The following is a 17858-nucleotide window of genomic DNA, read 5'->3' on the forward strand; positions in this document are numbered from 1 at the left end:
TAGAGCGGCCGGTGCGGCTCCGGAACCGGTGGGTGCCGAACCGATCTCGGCGGGAGCCGGGTTTGCGGACGAGCCGTCCGGCCCCGGCCACGGCACTGATACTCCGGGTTTTATCGTCCAACCGCCGTCGTCGAGTTCGTCGAACGATGGCTCGTGGACACTGCCCAGAACGTCCACCACCAATGCCAGACAGCTTCGGACAGCGGTGTCCGTGGCTCCACATGCTCCGAGGACCGCCTCGCACGTACCTTGCACCCGCGGAACGAACTCGGTGTCGATCCAGCGCCTGCAGCGTTCGGCCACCTCGGCAGCGAACTCGTCGGAGACATCGCCGCCGCGCGCCTGTCCTTCAGGTCCTCGAAGGCAGACGCCAATCGTGGGAACACCGATTCTCGATCGACCGGGAGGCACTCGACCCCCGACGCAACCAGAATCGCATCGATCTGGTCGACATCCTTGCCGTCCACCAGGTCGATGTCGATGCCGCCGACGAGCTCGGCCTTGTCGGTCACCGCGTCACGGAGCACGTCGACGGCCGCACACATCGTCTGATGAGAATCTTCGATCGACGCGAGGAACTGCGAAGCCTTTTCCTGTTCGGCCGACAGATAGGTCTGCACCGCCTCCCCCGCATCACCGTGCCAGCGCAACTGCAGGACCCGGCGAAGTTGAATCTGCTCCTCGAGCTGATCGGCGAGTACTGCGGACACCGCCCCGACGGCGTCGGCGTCGTCTCCGAGCGCACCCAGGTTGAGTCCGCGCTGCTCGTCGTACCTGGCGCACACGTCCTGATACTGCGGGACGTCGACGCCTGGAACACGGCCGGCCAGCGGCAGGAAGCGCTCGAAGTACAGCAGTCCTTCTGCATTCGCATCGAGAATCTCGTCGATCGACGCCCCGTCGCCGGACGAGGCCGGAGGGGGTGTCACCGGTGTGACTCGATCGCGTACGAGGTGGCGTCGTCCTGTTGCTCGTACTCGTTCATCGCGGTGGTGAGGGCATCGGAAATGTCGTCGACCGAGGACCTCCATGCCCGGACGGCACGCCCGAGCCGAGGTGCGCCTGCGAATAGGCAGCGCCGAGGTCACCGTAGTTCCGTCCGGCCCCGGCTGTACCGAAGCCTGCGTCGGCAACGAAATCGGCGGCGTCGCCGAGCGCCTCCGCAGACACCGCCAATGCATCTGCCACGCCGCGAACTCGGTCCGCGTCCACCCGAACTCCGTCGCTCATACGTTCCCGTTCCCCCCTCGAAGTGCCCCTATCTCACTATGACGTGCGCCGACTCACATCGGTTCCCCAGGGAGCGGTAACGTCCCGATGTGAAATGTCCGTAACAGGTACCTGAAGTGGCTGCACCAGCTGCTCACCGAACTAGGAGTCCCATGCACATCGGAACGATGCTGAACTACAGCGGTGGTTTCAACGAGACCGTTGCCGAGGTCGCCGAGCTCGAGAAGGCAGGTCTCGACATCATTTTCGTGCCCGAGGCCTACTCGTTCGACGCCGTCAGCCAACTCGGATTCCTCGCGGCCAAGACGAGCACGATCAAGATCGCGTCCGGCATCTTCCAGATCTACACCAGGACACCGTCATTGACCGCCATGACCGCCGCCGGTCTCGACTACGTCTCCGATGGCCGGTTCGTACTCGGACTGGGTGCATCGGGACCTCAGGTCGTCGAGGGCTTCCACGGCGTCAAGTACGACGCACCGATCGCCAGGACCCGCGAGGTCATCGAGATCTGCCGCCAGGTCTGGCGCCGCGAGAAGGTGCAGCACCAGGGCAAGTACTACCAGATCCCGCTGCCCGCCGACAAGGGAACCGGCCTGGGCAAGCCACTGAAGCTGATCAATCATCCTGTGCGCGATCGCATTCCGGTCGTCATTGCCGCACTCGGACCCAAGAACGTCGAACTCACCGCCGAGATCGCCGAAGGCTGGCAGCCCATCTTCTACTTCCCGGAGAAGGCCGCCGATGTGTGGGGCGATTCGCTCGCCGCAGGCAAGGCCAAGCGTGACCCGTCACTCGGCGATCTCCAGGTCTTCGCCAGTCCCACCCTCGCCATCGGCGAGGATGCGGAGAAGTACCTCCCCTGGGTCAAGCCACACCTGGCGCTGTACATCGGCGGCATGGGAGCCAAGGGCAAGAACTTCTACAACTCCCTGGCTCAGCGATACGGGTACGAGGCCGAGGCCGAAAAGATCCAGGACCTGTACCTGGCCGGCAAGAAGGAGGAGGCCGCTGCGGCAGTTCCCGACGAGCTCGCTCGCGCGGTCAACCTCATCGGACCGGAAAGCTTCGTCAAGGAGCGAGTGGCAGCCTTCGCCGAAGCAGGTGTCACCACCCTCAATGTCGCGCCGCTCGCCGAGAACACCGCAGGACGCGTCGCGCAGCTGACCGCACTACGCGAACTGACCGCCTGAGACGTCAGACCGACGCGACCCGGCCCGCCAACTCTTCGGCGAGCCGGGTCGCGACGTCGAGTTCGGACGCTTCGACCATCACCCGCACCAACTGTTCGGTACCACTGGGGCGCAACAGAACTCGACCCGATTCCCCGAGTTCGCGCTCGGCCGACGCCACGGCGTCCGATACCGACGGTGCAGACGCCACCGCTGCTTTGTCGGACACGCGCACGTTGATCAGCACCTGCGGCAGCGTCCGCATGGCCGACGCCAGATCCGCGAGCGAACGCCCGGTCTGAGCCATCCGCTCCATCAGTCGCAGGGCAGTGGCGATCCCGTCTCCGGTCGTTCCGACCGCGGGCAGCACGACGTGTCCACTCTGCTCGCCGCCGAGCGCGAAGCCGCCGCGGCGCAGCTCCTCGAGCACGTACCGATCTCCGACTGCTGTGGTACGCAACGTGATTCCGGCCTCGCGCATCGCAATGTGCAGACCGAGGTTGCTCATCACCGTCGCGACCAACGTGTCGTCGGTCAAGTGCCCCGCGTCGTGCATCGCGATGGCCAGTACCGTCATGATCGCGTCGCCGTCCACCACGGAACCCGACGCATCGACGGCAAGGCATCGGTCCGCGTCTCCGTCGTGCGCGATACCGAGGTCGGCACCATGCTCCACGACGGCCTTCTGCAAGCCCTCGAGGTGCGTCGATCCGCACCCGTCGTTGATGTTGAGACCGTCGGGTTCTGCGTTGATCGCCACGACCGTCGCACCGGCCCGCCGGTAGATCTCGGGCCCGACGACCGAGGCGGCACCGTGCGAGCAATCCACCACGACGGTCACGCCGTCGAGTCGATGCGACACCGATCCGGCGAGATGCTCTGTGTAGCGCGCCGCGGCGTCGTGCGCGAGCTCGATACGGCCGATCGCGGCACCGGTGGCGTCGAAGGGCTGTGCGTCGTTCCGGGAGCGCCCCTCGGGATCGAGGGCAGCTTCTATCCGGTCTTCGACGTCGTCGTCCAGCTTGTGCCCGCCCGCGGCGAAGATCTTGATTCCATTGTCGGGCATCGCATTGTGGGATGCAGAGATCATCACACCGAGCGCCGCGTCATATTCGGCGGTGAGGTAGGCGACTGCGGGTGTGGGCAGTACTCCGACGTCGATCACGTCGACCCCCGATGCGGTGAGTCCGGCGGAAACGGCTGCGCTCAGCATCGCCCCGCTCACTCGCGGATCACGACCGACCACTGCCACAGCCCTGACGCCGTCGACGTTCGGTGCCAACACGGCGGCTGCGGCGCGCGCGATCCTCAACGCCAGCTCAGCGGTCAGAACCCCGCCCGCCAGTCCCCGAACTCCGTCGGTGCCGAACAATCGCGCCATGAACCAAGAACCCCTTCGAGGGAGAGAATGTGGTGGGGGGAAATGCCTCGAGGGCAGGCGTCCGATACTGCTGGATGCCTGCCCTCGAGGATGAAACGGGTAAGACGCGTCAGCGCTTGGAGTACTGCGACGCCTTACGGGCCTTCTTCAGGCCGTACTTCTTGCGCTCGACTGCACGCGCGTCACGCGTGAGGTAGCCCGCGGCCTTGAGCGGCGGGCGATCGTCGGGTGCGAGTTCGATCAGTGCGCGCGAGATGGCCAGACGCAGTGCGCCTGCCTGTCCCGACGGTCCGCCACCGTGCAGCAGCGCGACGATGTCGAAGGACTCTGCGCGGTCCACCAGAACGAGCGGAGCCTTGATCAGCTGCTGGTGCACCTTGTTGGGGAAGTAATCCTCCAGGGTGCGGCCGTTGAGCTTGAATCCGCCGGTGCCCGAGGACAACCGAACGCGAGCGACGGCTTCCTTACGGCGACCGACGGTCTGGATCGGGCGATCGAACACGATCGGGGCCGGAGCGGCCGCAGCTTCGATGTCCGAGACCACCTCGGGATCTTCGACTGCCACGAACTCGTCGGCGGCGATCTCTTCGATGTTCTCCTGCGACGTCACGTCATTTCCCTCCGGCGCCGTCACTGGGACACCTGCTTGATCTCGAACGGAACGGGCTGCTGAGCGGCATGCGGGTGGTTCGGTCCCGCGTAGACCTTCAGCTTGCTCGCGATGGCACTACCGAGCTTGTTCTTGGGGATCATGCCGACGACGGCCTTCTCCACGAGACGATCGGGGTTGCTCTCGAGGACCTGACGGGTCGAGCGCGACTTCAGACCGCCCGGATGGCCGGAGTGGTGGTGGTGGAACTTGCCGTCGAGCTTGTTGCCGCTGATGGCAACCTTCTCGGCGTTGATGATGACGACGAAGTCGCCACCGTCGACGTTGGGTGCGTAGGTGGGCTTGTGCTTACCGCGGAGCAGAGTCGCGGCCTGGACGGCGAGGCGTCCGAGCACGACGTCCGTGGCGTCGATCACATGCCACGTCCGGGTGGTGTCCCCGGCCTTCGGGGCGTAAGTAGACACAGAAAATTCCTGTCTTCATGATGTCGCTGCTGGCCAAGACGAGTGGATGCCCTCGGCGGCCAGTTGAGACCCGAGGACAAGAGCTCGATGCGCACATCAGTACGCGGCGAGCCCATACACGCCAACGGGGAACGATACCGGGAGCGGACGCCCAGGTCAAAACGCCTCCGCTCGCCGACGTCGTCAGCGCAGGCGCACACACTGCATGCATCGACGGGCAGCGGGCAGCGCCTCGAGTCTGATCGCCGGGATCTCGCTTCCGCACCGCTCACAGGAACCGTACGTCCCGGCCGTGAGCCGCGAGACCGCCGCGTCGATCTCACGAATCTCGGATTCGGTGTCGGTGATGAGCGCCGCGATCTTCGCTCGCTCGAACGCGATCGTCGACCCCTCGGGATCGTGCTCGTCGTCGTCCGTGGTGAACCGCGATCCTTCGATCACCGACGTCAGTTCGGCCCGAAGAGACGCCAGTCGATGCTCGGCACGAGACCGCTCGGCCCCCAGTACTGCTCCGAAGTCCGTCACCGCACCAGTAGACACCCCGGCCGGCGTCGTGACCAGGACACCAGGCTCTCGAGAACCGAGCTCACCAGAAGACGAAAGGCCCCGACCGATGTCTCGGTCGGGGCATCCACTCTTCGGGACGACAGGTCAGCGAGCCATCCGCGCCTTGTTCGCCATCTCGACGCCGTGCATCGTCTCGCCACCGGTTCGGGCGGCCGCGACGAGGCTCGACAGAATGAGGTTGAGCTCGTCGGATGCAGAGGTCCACTGACGCTGCAGCTCGTAGTAGGACGTCATCGCGTCACCCTCCCAGGACTGGTAGAGCCGCTTCGCGGTGCTGTCCACGTCCCCGAGCAGGTCCTTGGTCACGTTCGCCTGCTTGTTCATCGCCTCGGTCAGCGCCGCGATCTGCGCGAAGTCGTATTTCATGTCGGATCGGTCTCCTTGGTCGAGCGTGGTCGTGTGGATTGTCGTGCGGTCACCGGGAGCGACGTTCACTTGAACGAGGACAGTCCCGAGTTCAGGGATCCGGCCACCTGGTTCACGGCCGACACGTTGTCGTCGTCGGCGTCCGAGTAACCGTGGCCGTTGGTCTTGATGTCCGCGGAGATCTGCTCGAGCGCACTCCGCATCTTCTGCGCACTGGTGTCCCACTGGGCCATGACGTCCTGGAAGGACTTGCCTGCCTTGCCGACCCACGCCTCGGCGGTCTGCTCGACGATCGAGCGAACGGCCGAATTGGACGCGTTGATCGACACGCTCAGACCTTCGATCGTGGCTCCTGCAGCGACGAGCTCCTGCGGTGTGACCGTGACGCCGTTCGACGAACCCGTAGCTTCCGGTCCCCCTGGATATCCCACTTCGACTCCTTGTCTTCGATACTCGATTCACATGCACCCGCGGTACACGTGCTGCTCGACCGAGAGGCCACTGTCGGCCCGCTCACTCCCCTACATCTCCTTTGACGCAACGACACCTCGATTCGGTTCCGGCCGTACGCGAAAAACTGTGGGCGGCTCTCACGACGCCGGGACGATCTCCAACGTCTGCGTTGCCTGCCCGCATTCGGCGTCGATCACCGTCGCGTCCTCTCCCTCGAACTGGCAACCGATACTGACCTGTAGGTCCGACTCGACGAACACGCGCCAGAGCACCGTCGAGTCGTCGATCGGTCTCTCGGTGTAGGCGATCCCGACGCGGCCGCCGAAATCGCGGGTGGGTTCGAGAGATCCGATGGTGGAATCCGGCCCGCGTGCATCGATGGCCGACCGAAGCTCGTCGGCAACCTGCTCCTGTGTCGAACCCGGCAACAGGTCGGCCACGGTGACGACGATCCGACGCTCGGGCGGGGTCGGCGGAATCAGCACCATGCGGTCCGGGTCGTCCACCTTCGTCCAGGTACCCGGCAACCGCATCGAGACCCGCCCGGACACGAACGTCATCGTCTCGACCGGCGTCGGCACATCGGGCGTCGTTGTAAGTGGCGGTTCGACGAGGGACGGCGTAGCACCCGGGGATTCGACAGACGACAAGGGTTGCGCCGCAGCAATATCGGAACTGCTCGGAGCTGTCCGGTGAAATACACAGCTGCGCAGACTATTGCGATGACCGCTGCCGCGGCGCCCACTGCCGCGAGCAGTGGTGGACGCCGCTTCTTCCGGGACCGCGGCGGTGCGGTGACCTCGTCGAGCCATGCCGCCGATCGCGTCGTCGCCGCACGGACCGACGGTGCCGGGACGATATCCGCCCCTGCTCGCCGGTACAGCGACCTGGCGACATCGAGTCCGGTCAGCCATTGCGTGGGGTGATCGACGACGAGATCCGCTCCGGCGCGGGGTGCCCCCACCACGTACACCTCGTCGGGGCAGTGCGTGACCGACGACCGAACGTACTCCCCGACCGCTCGTCGCCAACCGTCGTCGTCGCCCGTACCGAACGGCAGGATCGCGCCGGTGTCTCCGCCGTGCGCCCCCGATTCGTCGAGGACGACGACGGACGTATCGAGAGCCCCGACTTCGACGACCACTGCGGCGGACGGCGCGCGTTCACCCGACCACGACAGGGCGGCCTCGGCCGTCTCCACGAGCACCACCTCGTTCGCCGAGGTCGCAAACATCGCGCGAACGATGCCCGAGCGCTGCTCACCCCAGGTCGACGGATACGCGATCTCGAGCACGTCGAGTCGGTCGTGCACCCCCGCACCCTGCAGGGCCGACCACACGATTCCGTGGAGTACCGCCTCCCGGTCCCACACCGTGCTCCCCACCGGTATCGACGCATCGTCGATGCAGAGCAGAGGCGGAATCTCGTCCCCCGCCGTGCTCAGGCCGAACACCAGACGGCCACCCTCCACCGTGGCGAACGCCGATCCGACGCTTTCTCTCGGGCCCTCGAAGGCTCCGCCCGTGGCGACGACGGAGATCTCCGTGTAGCCCAGATGCACTGCGGCATAACGCCACGAGGGGTTCGTCAACTCGAATGTCCGAGCTGAACGAGTGCCTGGCCCGAGCGGTCGACGAATACCCCACGTCCGGGCGGCATGGCACTGGGACGGACCGTCCCGAGCAGGTTCCCCTCGTCGCGGCTTCCGCTCATGACCAGCCCCGGCGTCACCAGATCGCGCAACCGTCCGATCACCGGGTCGAACAGCGCCCGGCCTGCTCCGCCGGAACGACGCGCCACGATGACGTGCAGCCCGATGTCTCGCGCGTGGGGAAGGTGTTCCACCAACGGGGCCAACGGATTTCCCGACGATGTGGCGACCAGGTCGTAATCGTCGACGACGACGAACACCTCGGGGCCGCTCCACCACGACCGCTCGCGAAGCTGCTGCTGGGTCACGTCTGCACCCGGCATGCGATCGGCCATCCGGCCGGCGAGGTCGACGAGCATGGCCGTCAGCGTCGCCTGCGAGGCCGCATACCCGGCCAGATGTTCGGAATCGACGGTGCCGAGCAGAGTTCGGCGATAGTCCGCGACGATGAGTTTGACGGTGTCGGACGAGTTCGCCTCGACGAGCGATCGACAGATTCCGCGCAACAGCGAGGTCTTGCCGCACTCGCTGTCGCCGAACACGACGAAATGTGGATTCTCCGCGAAATCGACCACCACCGGCGCCAACTCGGCCTCGTCGATGCCGATGGGAACTCCGAGCTCAGGGATGCCGCCACGGGTTCGTGGCCACGCATCACCGAGCTGATCGAGAACCGCGGATCGTTCGAGCAGCTCCGGCAGCATACGCACCGGCGGTGCCGGGCTTCCCGTAGATGCATCCGCGATCGCGGCGACCGACTCACCGACTGCGCGAGAGAGGTCGTCGACGGAGCAGACGTCGTCCACCCGTGGAAGTGCGATCAGCAGATGCAGTCCGTCCCTGGTCATGCCCCGGCCCGGCCGCCCCTCGGGAACGCTCGCCGCCTTGGCTCGGCCCATGTCCGAATCCGACGGATCTCCCAGCCGCAGTTCCAATCTGGTGCCGATCAGGTCCTTGGTCGCAGGCCGAACTTCCGCCCACCGAGACGCGGTGAGGATCAGATGCAGACCGAAGGCGAGGCCCTGCGTCGTCAAGGTGGCGATCTGCTGTTCGAGGCTCTCGAAATCGGACCTGATGGACGGCCAACCGTCGATGACGAGAAAGACGTCGCCGAACCGATCCTCGGGGTCGACGGGTTGCGTTGCACGTCGACGTCGGAATTCCGCCATGGAGTCGATCCCGCGATCACGGAATGTCTTCTCTCGCTGCCGAACGATGCCGGCGACCTCGGCCACGGTCCGCCGAACCCGATCGACATCGAGCCGGTTGGCCACCGATCCGACGTGCGGCAGATCGGCCAGCCCGGCCAGCGTTCCGCCGCCGAAATCCAAGCAGTAGAACTGGACCTGCGCGGGCGAGTGCGTCATCGCGAGAGCCAGGATCAGCGACCGAAGCGCCGTCGACTTACCCGATTGCGGGGCGCCGACGATGGCGACGTGGCCCGCAGCACCGGACAGATCGACGGTCAGCAGATCGCGGCGCTGATCGAAAGGCCGGTCGATGATGCCGATCGGGGCCCGCAGGGCGGCGAGCGGACCGATGCGTTCGGTCAGAACCGATGCGGGCAGCAACCGGTTCAACGTGGGTGCGGTGTCCAACGGTGGCAGCCACACCTCGTGGGCCGGCATTCCGCGACCCCGGATTCGTCCGACGACCACGTCGAGCACCGTCGCACCGGTGCTCTCGGAGTCGACCGGATCGGGTTCTGTTTCGGGGACAGTGGCAGCCTCGATGCGGCCGAGGTCGATGGAGTCGAGCGGTACCGCGTAGGCGGTGAAGGGTTTCGGCCTGATATCGCCTCCGAGCGTGGGCCGCGCGCCAGGACCGGAACGCGGCGGCGAGTAGGGACCGGAGACGTACGCCGCAGCGAACCTGACGATCTCGGCCGAATCGCACTTGAGGTAGCCCGCACCCGGTTGCGCAGGCAGGTGATAGGCGTCGGGAACTCCGAGCACCGATCGAGACTCGTTCGCGGAGAACGTCTTCAGGCCGATTCGGTACGACAGGTGACTGTCGAGACCGCGCAATTTTCCCTCTTCGAGGCGCTGACTGGCGAGCAGCAGGTGCATGTGCAGAGAACGTCCGAGTCGGCCGATCGCGACGAACAGCTCGGCGAATTCCGGTTGCTGACTGAGCAATTCCGAGAACTCGTCGACCACCACGAACAGGGCGGGCATCGGTGCCAGATCCGCTCCCGCGGCTCGCGCCCTCTCGTAGTCGGAAACGTTCGCGAAGTTGCCGGCCGAGCGCAGCGACTCCTGCCGCCGGTTCATTTCGCCGGCCAACGCATCGCGCATTCGATCCACCAACGCCAAGTCCTCGGACAGGTTGGTGATGACCGCGGCCACGTGCGGTGCCGACTCCAGGCCCGCGAACGTCGCTCCGCCCTTGAAGTCGACGAGCACCAGGTTCAGCTGTTCCGGCGAGTGAGTCGACACCAAGCCCAGCACGAGCGTGCGAAGAAACTCCGATTTTCCGGAACCCGTTGCCCCGATACACAATCCGTGAGGTCCCATACCGTTCTCGGCGGATTCCTTCAGATCGATCTCGACGGCGCTGCCGTCGGGGGCGACCCCGATCGGTACCCGCAGCCTCTCGCGTCCGCGCCGCATCGTCCACGCGCGGTCCGTGTCGAGTGCACCGACATCGGCGATACCGACCAGGCTGTTCCATCCCGAGATCGGTACTCCGCCGTCGTCGACGACGTCGACCACCGACGAGGACGACGGCGCACGATACGGCGACAGGCGTCGAGCCACGGTGTGCGCCTGGGTGGTGCTCATGGAATCCGCGACGGCGAACACCTCGACCGTGGTTCCGCTGACCGCCCCGATCGATCCGTTCTCGGCGAACAGCTGAAGACCACGCGATGCAGCGAGCCTGGGGCACAGGCCGGACAGATCGATGATCGTGACGGAATCGAGGCCCGTGTCGGTGAGATCGGTCGATCGGTTGTCCAGAAGCCCGCCGTCCACCACGATCACCAACTGCACGACACCTGCAACCGGCACAGCTCCGCGCGCAAACCGATTTCGCGTCGACAGCACGTCGCCGAGCGCACTCTCGAGTTCGAGGAAGCTGCCGAAGATCATCCGAGCGGACCCGGCCCCGTCGCGCAGAGCATCATGCTGGGTGTGCGGAAGCCACTTGGCCCACTCCCACTGCTGCACGGTGTCCGGACCGCAGACGATCGCGACAGCGACGTGGTCGGGTCCGTGAAAGCTGCACAGCGAGGCCAACATCGCGCGCACCATCGCCCGGGCGTCGTCTCGATCTCCCGCGATGGACAGCGCCGCGAATCCCCGCAGTGACACCGCAGTCGGCAGTGCGGCCACCACCGAATGCGCCCGCACGAATCGGCGCAGAGACACAGCCGAGACGGGTTCGAGTTCTTCCACCGGCCCGGTCTCCGGCGGAACCAGTCGAGTGGCAAGCCGCTGATCCCCACGGCCGACGCGTACGTGCGCGAAATCCGGATCCGCCAGTCGCCGTTCCCACATGCGCTCGGTTCCGGCGATCGACCACAACGTCTCGGGGGCCGGGTGACTCCATTCGAGGGCTCTGCGTTGAGCGCGCTCGGTCTCGGCGACGTCGCGGCGGAGCTGATCCAGATAGCGGAGGTAGTCCTTGCGGTCCTCGTTCGCCTCGGCCGTGCGCGCACCGCCCGACTTCCCGCCGCCGGCCATCATCCCCGCCATGGACATCAGCATCATGGCCGGAAACATCAACATCATCGGGTTGGCCGCTGCACCGGAGGTGAACATCAGCGCGACCATCCCGACCATCGCAGCAACCATCACCAGCGGCATCAGCTTCATCAGCAGGTTGCCCGGCACCGCGCGCGGGATCTCGGGCGGCGGCTGCAGGGTGACTTCCCCGCCAGGAGATCGAGGTACTTCCCGTCGGGCACCGCGAACGAAACGCACGGTACTCATCGATCCGCCCCCACGCTACGCCCCCAGAACTGCATCGCGGCAGCCTCCCCCCGAGGCCGCAGGACGACAGGCTAACGCATCGAAGACCGAGCGGTCCACAGCTGCCGTCGCGTCCGTCGGAGGGACGAACTGCCGGTCGGTCCGACGAGAAATAGAACGCTGCCCGACGCCGTTGCACCTTGATGTGGCTTTCCGGCTGCGTGCTCCACGAACGAAAGGCTGGCCCCAACCGTGTCCGTACCCCTGTCCATCCTCGATCTCGCTCATGTGGGCGAGGGCGAAACAGTCCGCGACAGCTTCGATGCAAGCGTCACACTCGCTCAGCATGCCGAGAACTGGGGATACCGACGCATCTGGTACGCCGAGCACCACAACATGAAGACGATCGCGTCGTCGGCCACGTCGGTTCTCATCGCACACGTCGCTGCCAACACCGAGCGAATCCGGCTCGGATCCGGCGGGATCATGCTTCCCAATCACGCGCCGCTGACCATCGCCGAGCAGTTCGGCACCTTGGCAACGCTGCACCCGGGACGAATCGATCTGGGTCTGGGCCGCGCCCCCGGCAGCGACCAGGTGACGATGCGCGCGATGCGGCGCGATCCCGCGTCGGCCGATCGCTTTCCCCAGGATGTCCAGGAACTGCAGGGCTACCTGTCGGCGGAGTCCCTGATCCCCGGAGTGAGCGCAACTCCCGGCGCAGGTACCGAGGTACCGCTGTACATCCTGGGGTCGTCGCTCTTCGGCGCGCAGCTCGCCGCCGCACTCGGCCTGCCCTTTGCTTTCGCCTCGCACTTTGCACCCGACGCCCTCGAACAAGCCGTCGAGATCTATCGACGGGACTTCCGACCGTCCGCGCAACTGTCGGAGCCGCACCTGATCGTGGGTGTCAACGTGATCGCGGCCGATTCGCTGGCCGAGGCACAGGCGCAGTTCCTGCGCACCAAGCGCAGTCGCGTGAGCCTGCTGCTGGGCCGCGGTCGGACCTTCACCGACGAGGAGGCCGACATGGTCCTCGAAGCGCCTGCGGGCCAACAGATCGCGAAGATGACCAAGTACTCGGCGGTCGGCACTCCGGACATGGTGAAGGACTACCTCGATCGATTCGCCGAACGCACCGGGGCCGACGAGCTGATCGTCGCGTCCGGTGTGTCCGACCGCGCATCGTGGCTTCGCTCGTTCGAATTGCTCGCACAGGTGAGTGATCTGGTTCCTGCCTGAGAGCTGCGCACATCGGCAGATCCCGACGGGCGATTGCTTGTCGCCGCGATGTCGTAAGGTTTGGACACCGATGCCCACTGGGGCGGGCATCGGCACGCGAATCGCACGTATCCGGGGGGATCTTCATGACACGCGCCGACAGCCGTCCATCGGCCGGCATTGCGCCGTCACGCACGGCACCTGCCGATCCGACACAGTCACCCGCCGCGGCGGACGCGAGTCGGCGGGCATCGGGTGCACAGGCCGTCTTTGCGCAGGAAGTCTGTCGGGTGACGGTGCTGGCCAGGTCCACGCAAGTGGACATGGCTCTGCCGGTGGACGTTCCGGTATCGCTTCTCGTTCCGGGAATCGTCGACATGATTGCGGCGCATCGGCCTGGTTCGGGGCGCGGTGAGCCGAGCGACGGGGATCCCGCGTCGGACGGGTTGCCCGTTGCGTGGACGCTCGCGCGGATCGGGTTTCCACCGTTGTCGCCGACTGCGACGTTGGCCGAGCTGTCGGTGCGCGACGGGGAGTTGCTCGTGCTGGGTGTGGCCGAGCGGCCCGCGCCGGTTCCGCTGTTCGACGACCTCATGTATTCCGTTGCGCGGTCGGGTAGTGACGATGTTCCGCACTGGACGGCGCGTACGGCGCGCACGGTGGGTTCGGTGGTCACCGGTCTGCTGGTGTTGCTGGCGTGCGCGGTGGTGTTGCGTGGGCCGATCCGGGCGGGATCCGAGCACGTCGCAGTCTCGTCGAGGGGCTTGCTGCCGTCACTGCGTCGATTCTCTTCGCGATTGCGGGGGTGATTCTGGGGCGGGTGTATCACCAGTACGCCGTCGCTGTCCTCTTCGGCGGATGTGCCGTCGCGCTGACGTTCACCGGCGGCACTGTGCTGGTGCCCGGGCAGTTCGGTGCAGCTCAGCTGATGCTGGGTTCGGCCATGGCCGGCGCTGTTGCTCTGCTGTCCCTTCGTATCGGCGGGACCGGGTTCGCTGTGTTCACCGCTGCGATCGTGCTCGCACTCATGACGTTCGCTGCTTCGGTGTGCACACTGTTCACCACCATGCCGCAGCCGACCATTGGCACTGCGGCTGCTCTCACCGGCCTGGCGGGAATTGCGCTTTCTGCCCGAGTGTCGATGATGCAGGCCAAGTTGCCGCTTCCCCCGGTTCCCACCGCAGGAGCACCGTTGGACACGGTCGAGGAAGCCGAACTCGATGCGATCTCGTTCGCCGATCTGCAAGTCGCCGCAGCCCGAGCGCGTAGCTATCTGACCGGTCTGTTGTCGGCGTTCACCGTCGCCGTGGTGGCGGGCGTGCTCGTTGCGGCGGCAGCCGATTCCGACGGTGGCGTGCGGTGGCCTGCGATCGCGCTCGCGGGATTGTGTGCGCTCGTCCTGCTGCTGCGTGGGCGCACCTATGCGGTGGTGACCCACGCTGTCCCGCTGGTCGCAGGCGGAACGACAATTCTGCTGGCGCTTCTCGTCGGTGCGGTCGTTGCGTTACCCGACAACGCTCTCGCCTTGTTCGGTGTGGCACTGGCCGGCGCGGTGACGGCATCGATCTTCGGGGCATTCGTGCCCACACGCACGTACTCGCCGGTGATGCGCCGGTCGGCCGAACTGCTCGAATATGCCACCATCGCCCTGGTCATTCCGATCGCAGTGTGGGTGTGCGGTCTGTACAGCGTCGTCCGCGGGCTGTGACTCCGCGCAGGCAGCGAACGATCGTCATTGCGGCGTTCACTGCTCTCGCCCTGTCGTTCGACGCGGTCGTCGGCGTGCATCCGGCACGCGCCGAACGTCCGGTGATCGACCCGTTCCAGCTGCCTCCGCCGAGTCCTCCCGGCCCTCTCGAACCCACGGAACAGAAGAACGCCTGCGCCCTTCCGTCCGCGGCCACCGATGTTCAGGACGTGCCGACCGCGCTGAAGGCGCTCGACTTCACGTCGGTCTGGCCCATCACCCGTGGGGCAGGTCAAACGGTTGCCGTCATCGACACCGGGGTCACCGCTCATCCACGCCTACCGGGACTGATCGCCGGCGGTGACTACGTCAGCGCCGGTGACGGGTTGTTCGACTGCGACGCGCACGGGACGATGGTCGCCGGTCTGATTGCCGCGCAGACCGCACCGGGCAGCGGATTCGCCGGAGGCGCACCCGACGCACGAATTCTGTCGATTCGCCAGTCCAGCAATGTCTTTCAGATCGTCGACAACAGGCCGGAAGAGGAGCAGGCGGGCGAGCCGGAGAACGCCGCCGGCTATGGCAACGTACGCACCATGGCGATGGCCATCCGAACTGCGGTGGACTCGGGTGCCTCGGTCATCAACATCTCCGAGGTCGCCTGCGTGCCCGCGGGAGGTGGTGTGCCCGACGGTCCGCTCGGCGCGGCCGTGCAGTACGCCGTCCGAGAGAAGAATGTCGTCGTCGTCGCAGCAGCCGGTAATCTCGGCAGCGCTGCCTGCCAGGCACAGAACCCGATGACCGACCCGCTTCGGCCCGACGCGGACCCGTGGGCCTCCTTCGCGACCATCGCGACGCCGGCCTGGTTCGACGACGTGTTGACTGTCGGTTCGGTCGAGTCGGACGGTACACCGTCTTCGTTCAGTCTGGCCGGTCCGTGGGTCGACGTCGCAGCTCCCGGTTCGAATATGACCTCGCTGTCGCCGACGGGCAACGGACTGGCGAACGGCACCCGTGGCACCGATGGCGTGATTCCCATGACCGGGACGAGTTTTGCGGCACCGCTGGTGGCTGCGGTGGCGGCGCTGGTGCGCGCCCACCGGCCCGAACTGTCTGCGCTGGAGGTGGTGGACCGGATCGAACGAACGGCGCATGCGCCGGCCGAAGGGTGGAATCCCCTCGTCGGCCACGGCATCGTCGATCCTCTCGCCGCGGTGACCGATTCGGTGACGCCCGCTCCCCCGTCGGTACCCGCAGACAGTGTTGCGATGAGTGCGCCGTTGCCATCGCCTGCGCCGGATCATCGCCCGCGGACCGTAGCGGTCACCGGATCGGTGCTGGTGGCGGTGATTCTGGCACTCGGGCTCGCGCTGTCGGTACCTCTGCGCCGACGCGGCAGACCCGACTGAGCCGGGCCTACTTCGTGGGAAGTGCCGCGGCCTGCGGGTCGGGAGCAACACCGTCGTGCATCGTCAGGGCCTGTCCGCGCCCCAGAGTGGGTCCACTGCCGAGCAATTGGAGTATCTGCCAGGGTGCGGGTGCAGGCGGTCCGAATCCCAGCGCCGACGCGGCCTCGGCACCGTCGACGCCGTACCGCACTCCGGTGTCGGCCACGAAGAAGACGCTGCCCTGACGCGTGCTCGACGTGGAGATACCGGTACTGCGGACGAACCCGCCGCTACCGGGTGCCAGATAGACCTGGTCGACGGCGTCGCCGCCGCCATCGGCCTGAGCCAGCGCAACAGGTTGTGCACCGGTCTCGAGCGGCAACCCGCGACCGGCGGACTCGACCAGTCGAGCCGACGGTCCGCCGTCGGCAACTGCGAGTGGCTCCCACGTCAAGCATCCGACAGGGCGGTCACCGGTATCGACGATCGCGGGAGTGGTCGCCGGGAACGTCGAAACCTCCAGTCCGGATGAGGTTTTGGGAGCATCCGCGAGCAGGTCGGGATTGACGGCTGCGATATCCGGACTGCCCTGTGAATCGGTGAATTTGATGAGCAGTGCCGCAGTTTCGTTGATCGCTTGGATTCCGTCCTCGAGAACCACGTAGTACTGGACGTCGCGACCGGCGACCTGGACGACCGAACCGATCGTCCGGCCGTCGAACGGGAACGCAGGAACCTCGCCTGCCCGTGGAATGAACGGTGCTGCGACGGGAGGCGATTCGGGCACGGAGTTGAGTAGACCGGCACTGACCGGGGACGGTGTCGCGTCCTCGAGTCCGAGTGCGCGGACCACCGCCCTGTTGTTCAGGTCGACCGGTGATTTGGTGCCGTCGTGCACGAGATACGCAGTGCCGTTGGATGTCCAGAGGAAGGCCTCGGAATCGGCAAGCGCGGCGGTGCTGTCACCGTAGCGAGGATCGCCCACCACCACCGTCGTCGAGGTCACTCCGGCGAACGGGTCGACGGTGTCGCATACGGTCCACGATTGCGCGCTGCCGTCACCGTCGTGCGGCAGCGCAGACGGAGCACCGGGAATACCCACCAGCGCGCCGCGGGGTCGTGACGACAATTCGGATTCCTTGACCGTCAACGGGTTGTCGGGTTTGCCGACGATCAATCGAGCCGACGCGAGATTGAGCACCGGATGAAACACGTCGTCCACTTTCACGAACATCGCGGCCGAGTCCTTGCCGACCACGATCGACGCGTCGCCGATCTTGTCCTGTGGCCGAAACAGTGCCAGGGCAGCGCATCCCGCCAAGCCTATGCAGGCGATGACGACACCCACCAGCAGTGCCCGCGACTGCGACTTCATCGGATCGTGCAACATCCGAACATCGCGCCTGATCAGCGCATGTTCCATTCTGCGGACGAGAAAGCGGTAACCGCCAACCTGCCACTTCGTTGTCGGCGTCGATGCACGATTCCTCCCCAGGATTGTGCAGACGACCCGATCCCCATTCGGGTCACGCGACACAGTACAGTTCGTCCGCACACCTCGGCGACCGCGTTGGCGGTCATCGACGGGGCACTGCGACCTTCGGGGGGGTTTCGATGACGCGTACCGGTTGGGCAGGGCGGGGGCGAGCCGCCGTTCCTTTCGTCGCACCAACGGTTCGGCGGGTGATCGTGGCCGAGACCGCAGCCGTGGCGACCGGTCTGGCTCTGTTGGCGGCGCAGGTGCGGCCCGGGTG

General features: G+C 66.2%; 17 protein-coding genes. 5 read left to right on the top strand and 12 right to left on the bottom strand.

The features are described 5' to 3' along the window. Nucleotides 1–110: 110 nt before the first annotated feature. A complete protein-coding gene (locus tag RHBS_RS11760) occupies nt 111–929 on the bottom strand; it encodes a hypothetical protein (RefSeq protein ID WP_128645622.1) in 819 nt (272 codons plus the stop codon). 52 nt (nt 930–981) lie between these two features. Then, the gene (locus tag RHBS_RS11765) at nt 982–1230 is read right to left on the bottom strand and encodes a hypothetical protein (protein ID WP_128645623.1); all 249 of its coding nucleotides are present in this window, start codon (nt 1228–1230) and stop codon (nt 982–984) included. 152 nt (nt 1231–1382) lie between these two features. Here RHBS_RS11765 and RHBS_RS11770 point away from each other — a divergent pair, with 152 nt between their 5' ends. After that, a complete protein-coding gene (locus tag RHBS_RS11770) occupies nt 1383–2423 on the top strand; it encodes an LLM class F420-dependent oxidoreductase (protein ID WP_094611794.1) in 1041 nt (346 codons plus the stop codon). 4 nt (nt 2424–2427) lie between these two features. Here RHBS_RS11770 and glmM read toward each other — a convergent pair whose 3' ends face one another. From glmM to eccCa, 9 genes are all read right to left on the bottom strand, one after another. Further along, entirely contained in the window at nt 2428–3783 is a 1356-nt protein-coding gene (glmM, locus tag RHBS_RS11775) for a phosphoglucosamine mutase (RefSeq protein WP_128645624.1), read from the bottom strand. A gap of 109 nt (nt 3784–3892) precedes the next feature. After that, nucleotides 3893–4417, bottom strand: coding sequence for a 30S ribosomal protein S9 (gene rpsI / locus RHBS_RS11780; RefSeq protein ID WP_032397516.1), 525 nt, complete (start codon nt 4415–4417; stop codon nt 3893–3895). Beyond that, entirely contained in the window at nt 4414–4857 is a 444-nt protein-coding gene (gene rplM / locus RHBS_RS11785; RefSeq protein ID WP_037188282.1) for a 50S ribosomal protein L13, read from the bottom strand. Before rplM ends, rpsI begins: the two co-directional genes overlap by 4 nt. Nucleotides 4858–5040: 183 nt before the next feature. Continuing rightward, the gene (locus RHBS_RS11790) at nt 5041–5382 is read right to left on the bottom strand and encodes a TraR/DksA C4-type zinc finger protein (RefSeq protein WP_121870424.1); all 342 of its coding nucleotides are present in this window, start codon (nt 5380–5382) and stop codon (nt 5041–5043) included. Between the two features lie 126 nt (nt 5383–5508). Then, entirely contained in the window at nt 5509–5790 is a 282-nt protein-coding gene (locus RHBS_RS11795; RefSeq protein ID WP_128645625.1) for a WXG100 family type VII secretion target, read from the bottom strand. A 65-nt stretch (nt 5791–5855) separates the two neighbouring features. Continuing rightward, the gene (locus tag RHBS_RS11800) at nt 5856–6221 is read right to left on the bottom strand and encodes a WXG100 family type VII secretion target (RefSeq protein ID WP_179273621.1); all 366 of its coding nucleotides are present in this window, start codon (nt 6219–6221) and stop codon (nt 5856–5858) included. A gap of 159 nt (nt 6222–6380) precedes the next feature. After that, nucleotides 6381–6893 (bottom strand): type VII secretion-associated protein, encoded by a 513-nt coding sequence (locus RHBS_RS11805; RefSeq protein ID WP_187298456.1) that lies wholly within the window; start codon nt 6891–6893, stop codon nt 6381–6383. Next, on the bottom strand, nt 6800–7834 hold the full coding sequence (locus RHBS_RS28955; RefSeq protein WP_187298457.1) for a hypothetical protein: 1035 nt from the start codon (nt 7832–7834) through the stop codon (nt 6800–6802). The genes RHBS_RS11805 and RHBS_RS28955 overlap by 94 nt, the downstream gene beginning before the upstream one ends. Continuing rightward, a complete protein-coding gene (eccCa, locus tag RHBS_RS11815; RefSeq protein WP_121870427.1) occupies nt 7831–11829 on the bottom strand; it encodes a type VII secretion protein EccCa in 3999 nt (1332 codons plus the stop codon). The genes RHBS_RS28955 and eccCa overlap by 4 nt, the downstream gene beginning before the upstream one ends. Before the next feature lie 231 nt (nt 11830–12060). Between eccCa and RHBS_RS11820 the strand changes: the two genes are divergently transcribed. The 4 genes from RHBS_RS11820 to mycP all read left to right on the top strand — a co-directional run bounded on the left by RHBS_RS11820 (nt 12061) and on the right by mycP (nt 16125). Next, nucleotides 12061–13050, top strand: a complete 990-nt coding sequence (locus RHBS_RS11820; RefSeq protein ID WP_121870428.1) for an LLM class flavin-dependent oxidoreductase — start codon at nt 12061–12063, stop codon at nt 13048–13050. Between the two features lie 125 nt (nt 13051–13175). Further along, the gene (locus RHBS_RS11825) at nt 13176–13838 is read left to right on the top strand and encodes an EsaB/YukD family protein (RefSeq protein ID WP_128645628.1); all 663 of its coding nucleotides are present in this window, start codon (nt 13176–13178) and stop codon (nt 13836–13838) included. Next, nucleotides 13727–14737, top strand: coding sequence for a type VII secretion integral membrane protein EccD (gene eccD / locus RHBS_RS11830; protein ID WP_187298458.1), 1011 nt, complete (start codon nt 13727–13729; stop codon nt 14735–14737). The genes RHBS_RS11825 and eccD overlap by 112 nt, the downstream gene beginning before the upstream one ends. After that, on the top strand, nt 14734–16125 hold the full coding sequence (mycP, locus tag RHBS_RS11835; RefSeq protein WP_374700581.1) for a type VII secretion-associated serine protease mycosin: 1392 nt from the start codon (nt 14734–14736) through the stop codon (nt 16123–16125). Before eccD ends, mycP begins: the two co-directional genes overlap by 4 nt. A gap of 7 nt (nt 16126–16132) precedes the next feature. Here mycP and eccB read toward each other — a convergent pair whose 3' ends face one another. Continuing rightward, nucleotides 16133–17599, bottom strand: a complete 1467-nt coding sequence (gene eccB, locus RHBS_RS11840) for a type VII secretion protein EccB (RefSeq protein WP_128645630.1) — start codon at nt 17597–17599, stop codon at nt 16133–16135. Nucleotides 17600–17858 lie beyond the last annotated feature (259 nt).

The organism is Rhodococcus sp. BS-15 (assembly GCF_000813105.1).
In the GTDB taxonomy this organism is placed as follows: domain Bacteria; phylum Actinomycetota; class Actinomycetes; order Mycobacteriales; family Mycobacteriaceae; genus Rhodococcoides.

Coding starts and splice junctions, on each gene's coding strand:
- RHBS_RS11765 (WP_128645623.1), bottom strand. CDS start 1,230: ATGAGCGACGGAGTTCGGGTGGACGCGGACCGAGTTCGCGGCGTGGCA.
- eccCa (WP_121870427.1), bottom strand. CDS start 11,829: ATGAGTACCGTGCGTTTCGTTCGCGGTGCCCGACGGGAAGTACCTCGA.
- RHBS_RS11825 (WP_128645628.1), top strand. CDS start 13,176: ATGACACGCGCCGACAGCCGTCCATCGGCCGGCATTGCGCCGTCACGC.
- RHBS_RS11770 (WP_094611794.1), top strand. CDS start 1,383: ATGCACATCGGAACGATGCTGAACTACAGCGGTGGTTTCAACGAGACC.
- RHBS_RS11795 (WP_128645625.1), bottom strand. CDS start 5,790: ATGAAATACGACTTCGCGCAGATCGCGGCGCTGACCGAGGCGATGAAC.
- glmM (WP_128645624.1), bottom strand. CDS start 3,783: ATGGCGCGATTGTTCGGCACCGACGGAGTTCGGGGACTGGCGGGCGGG.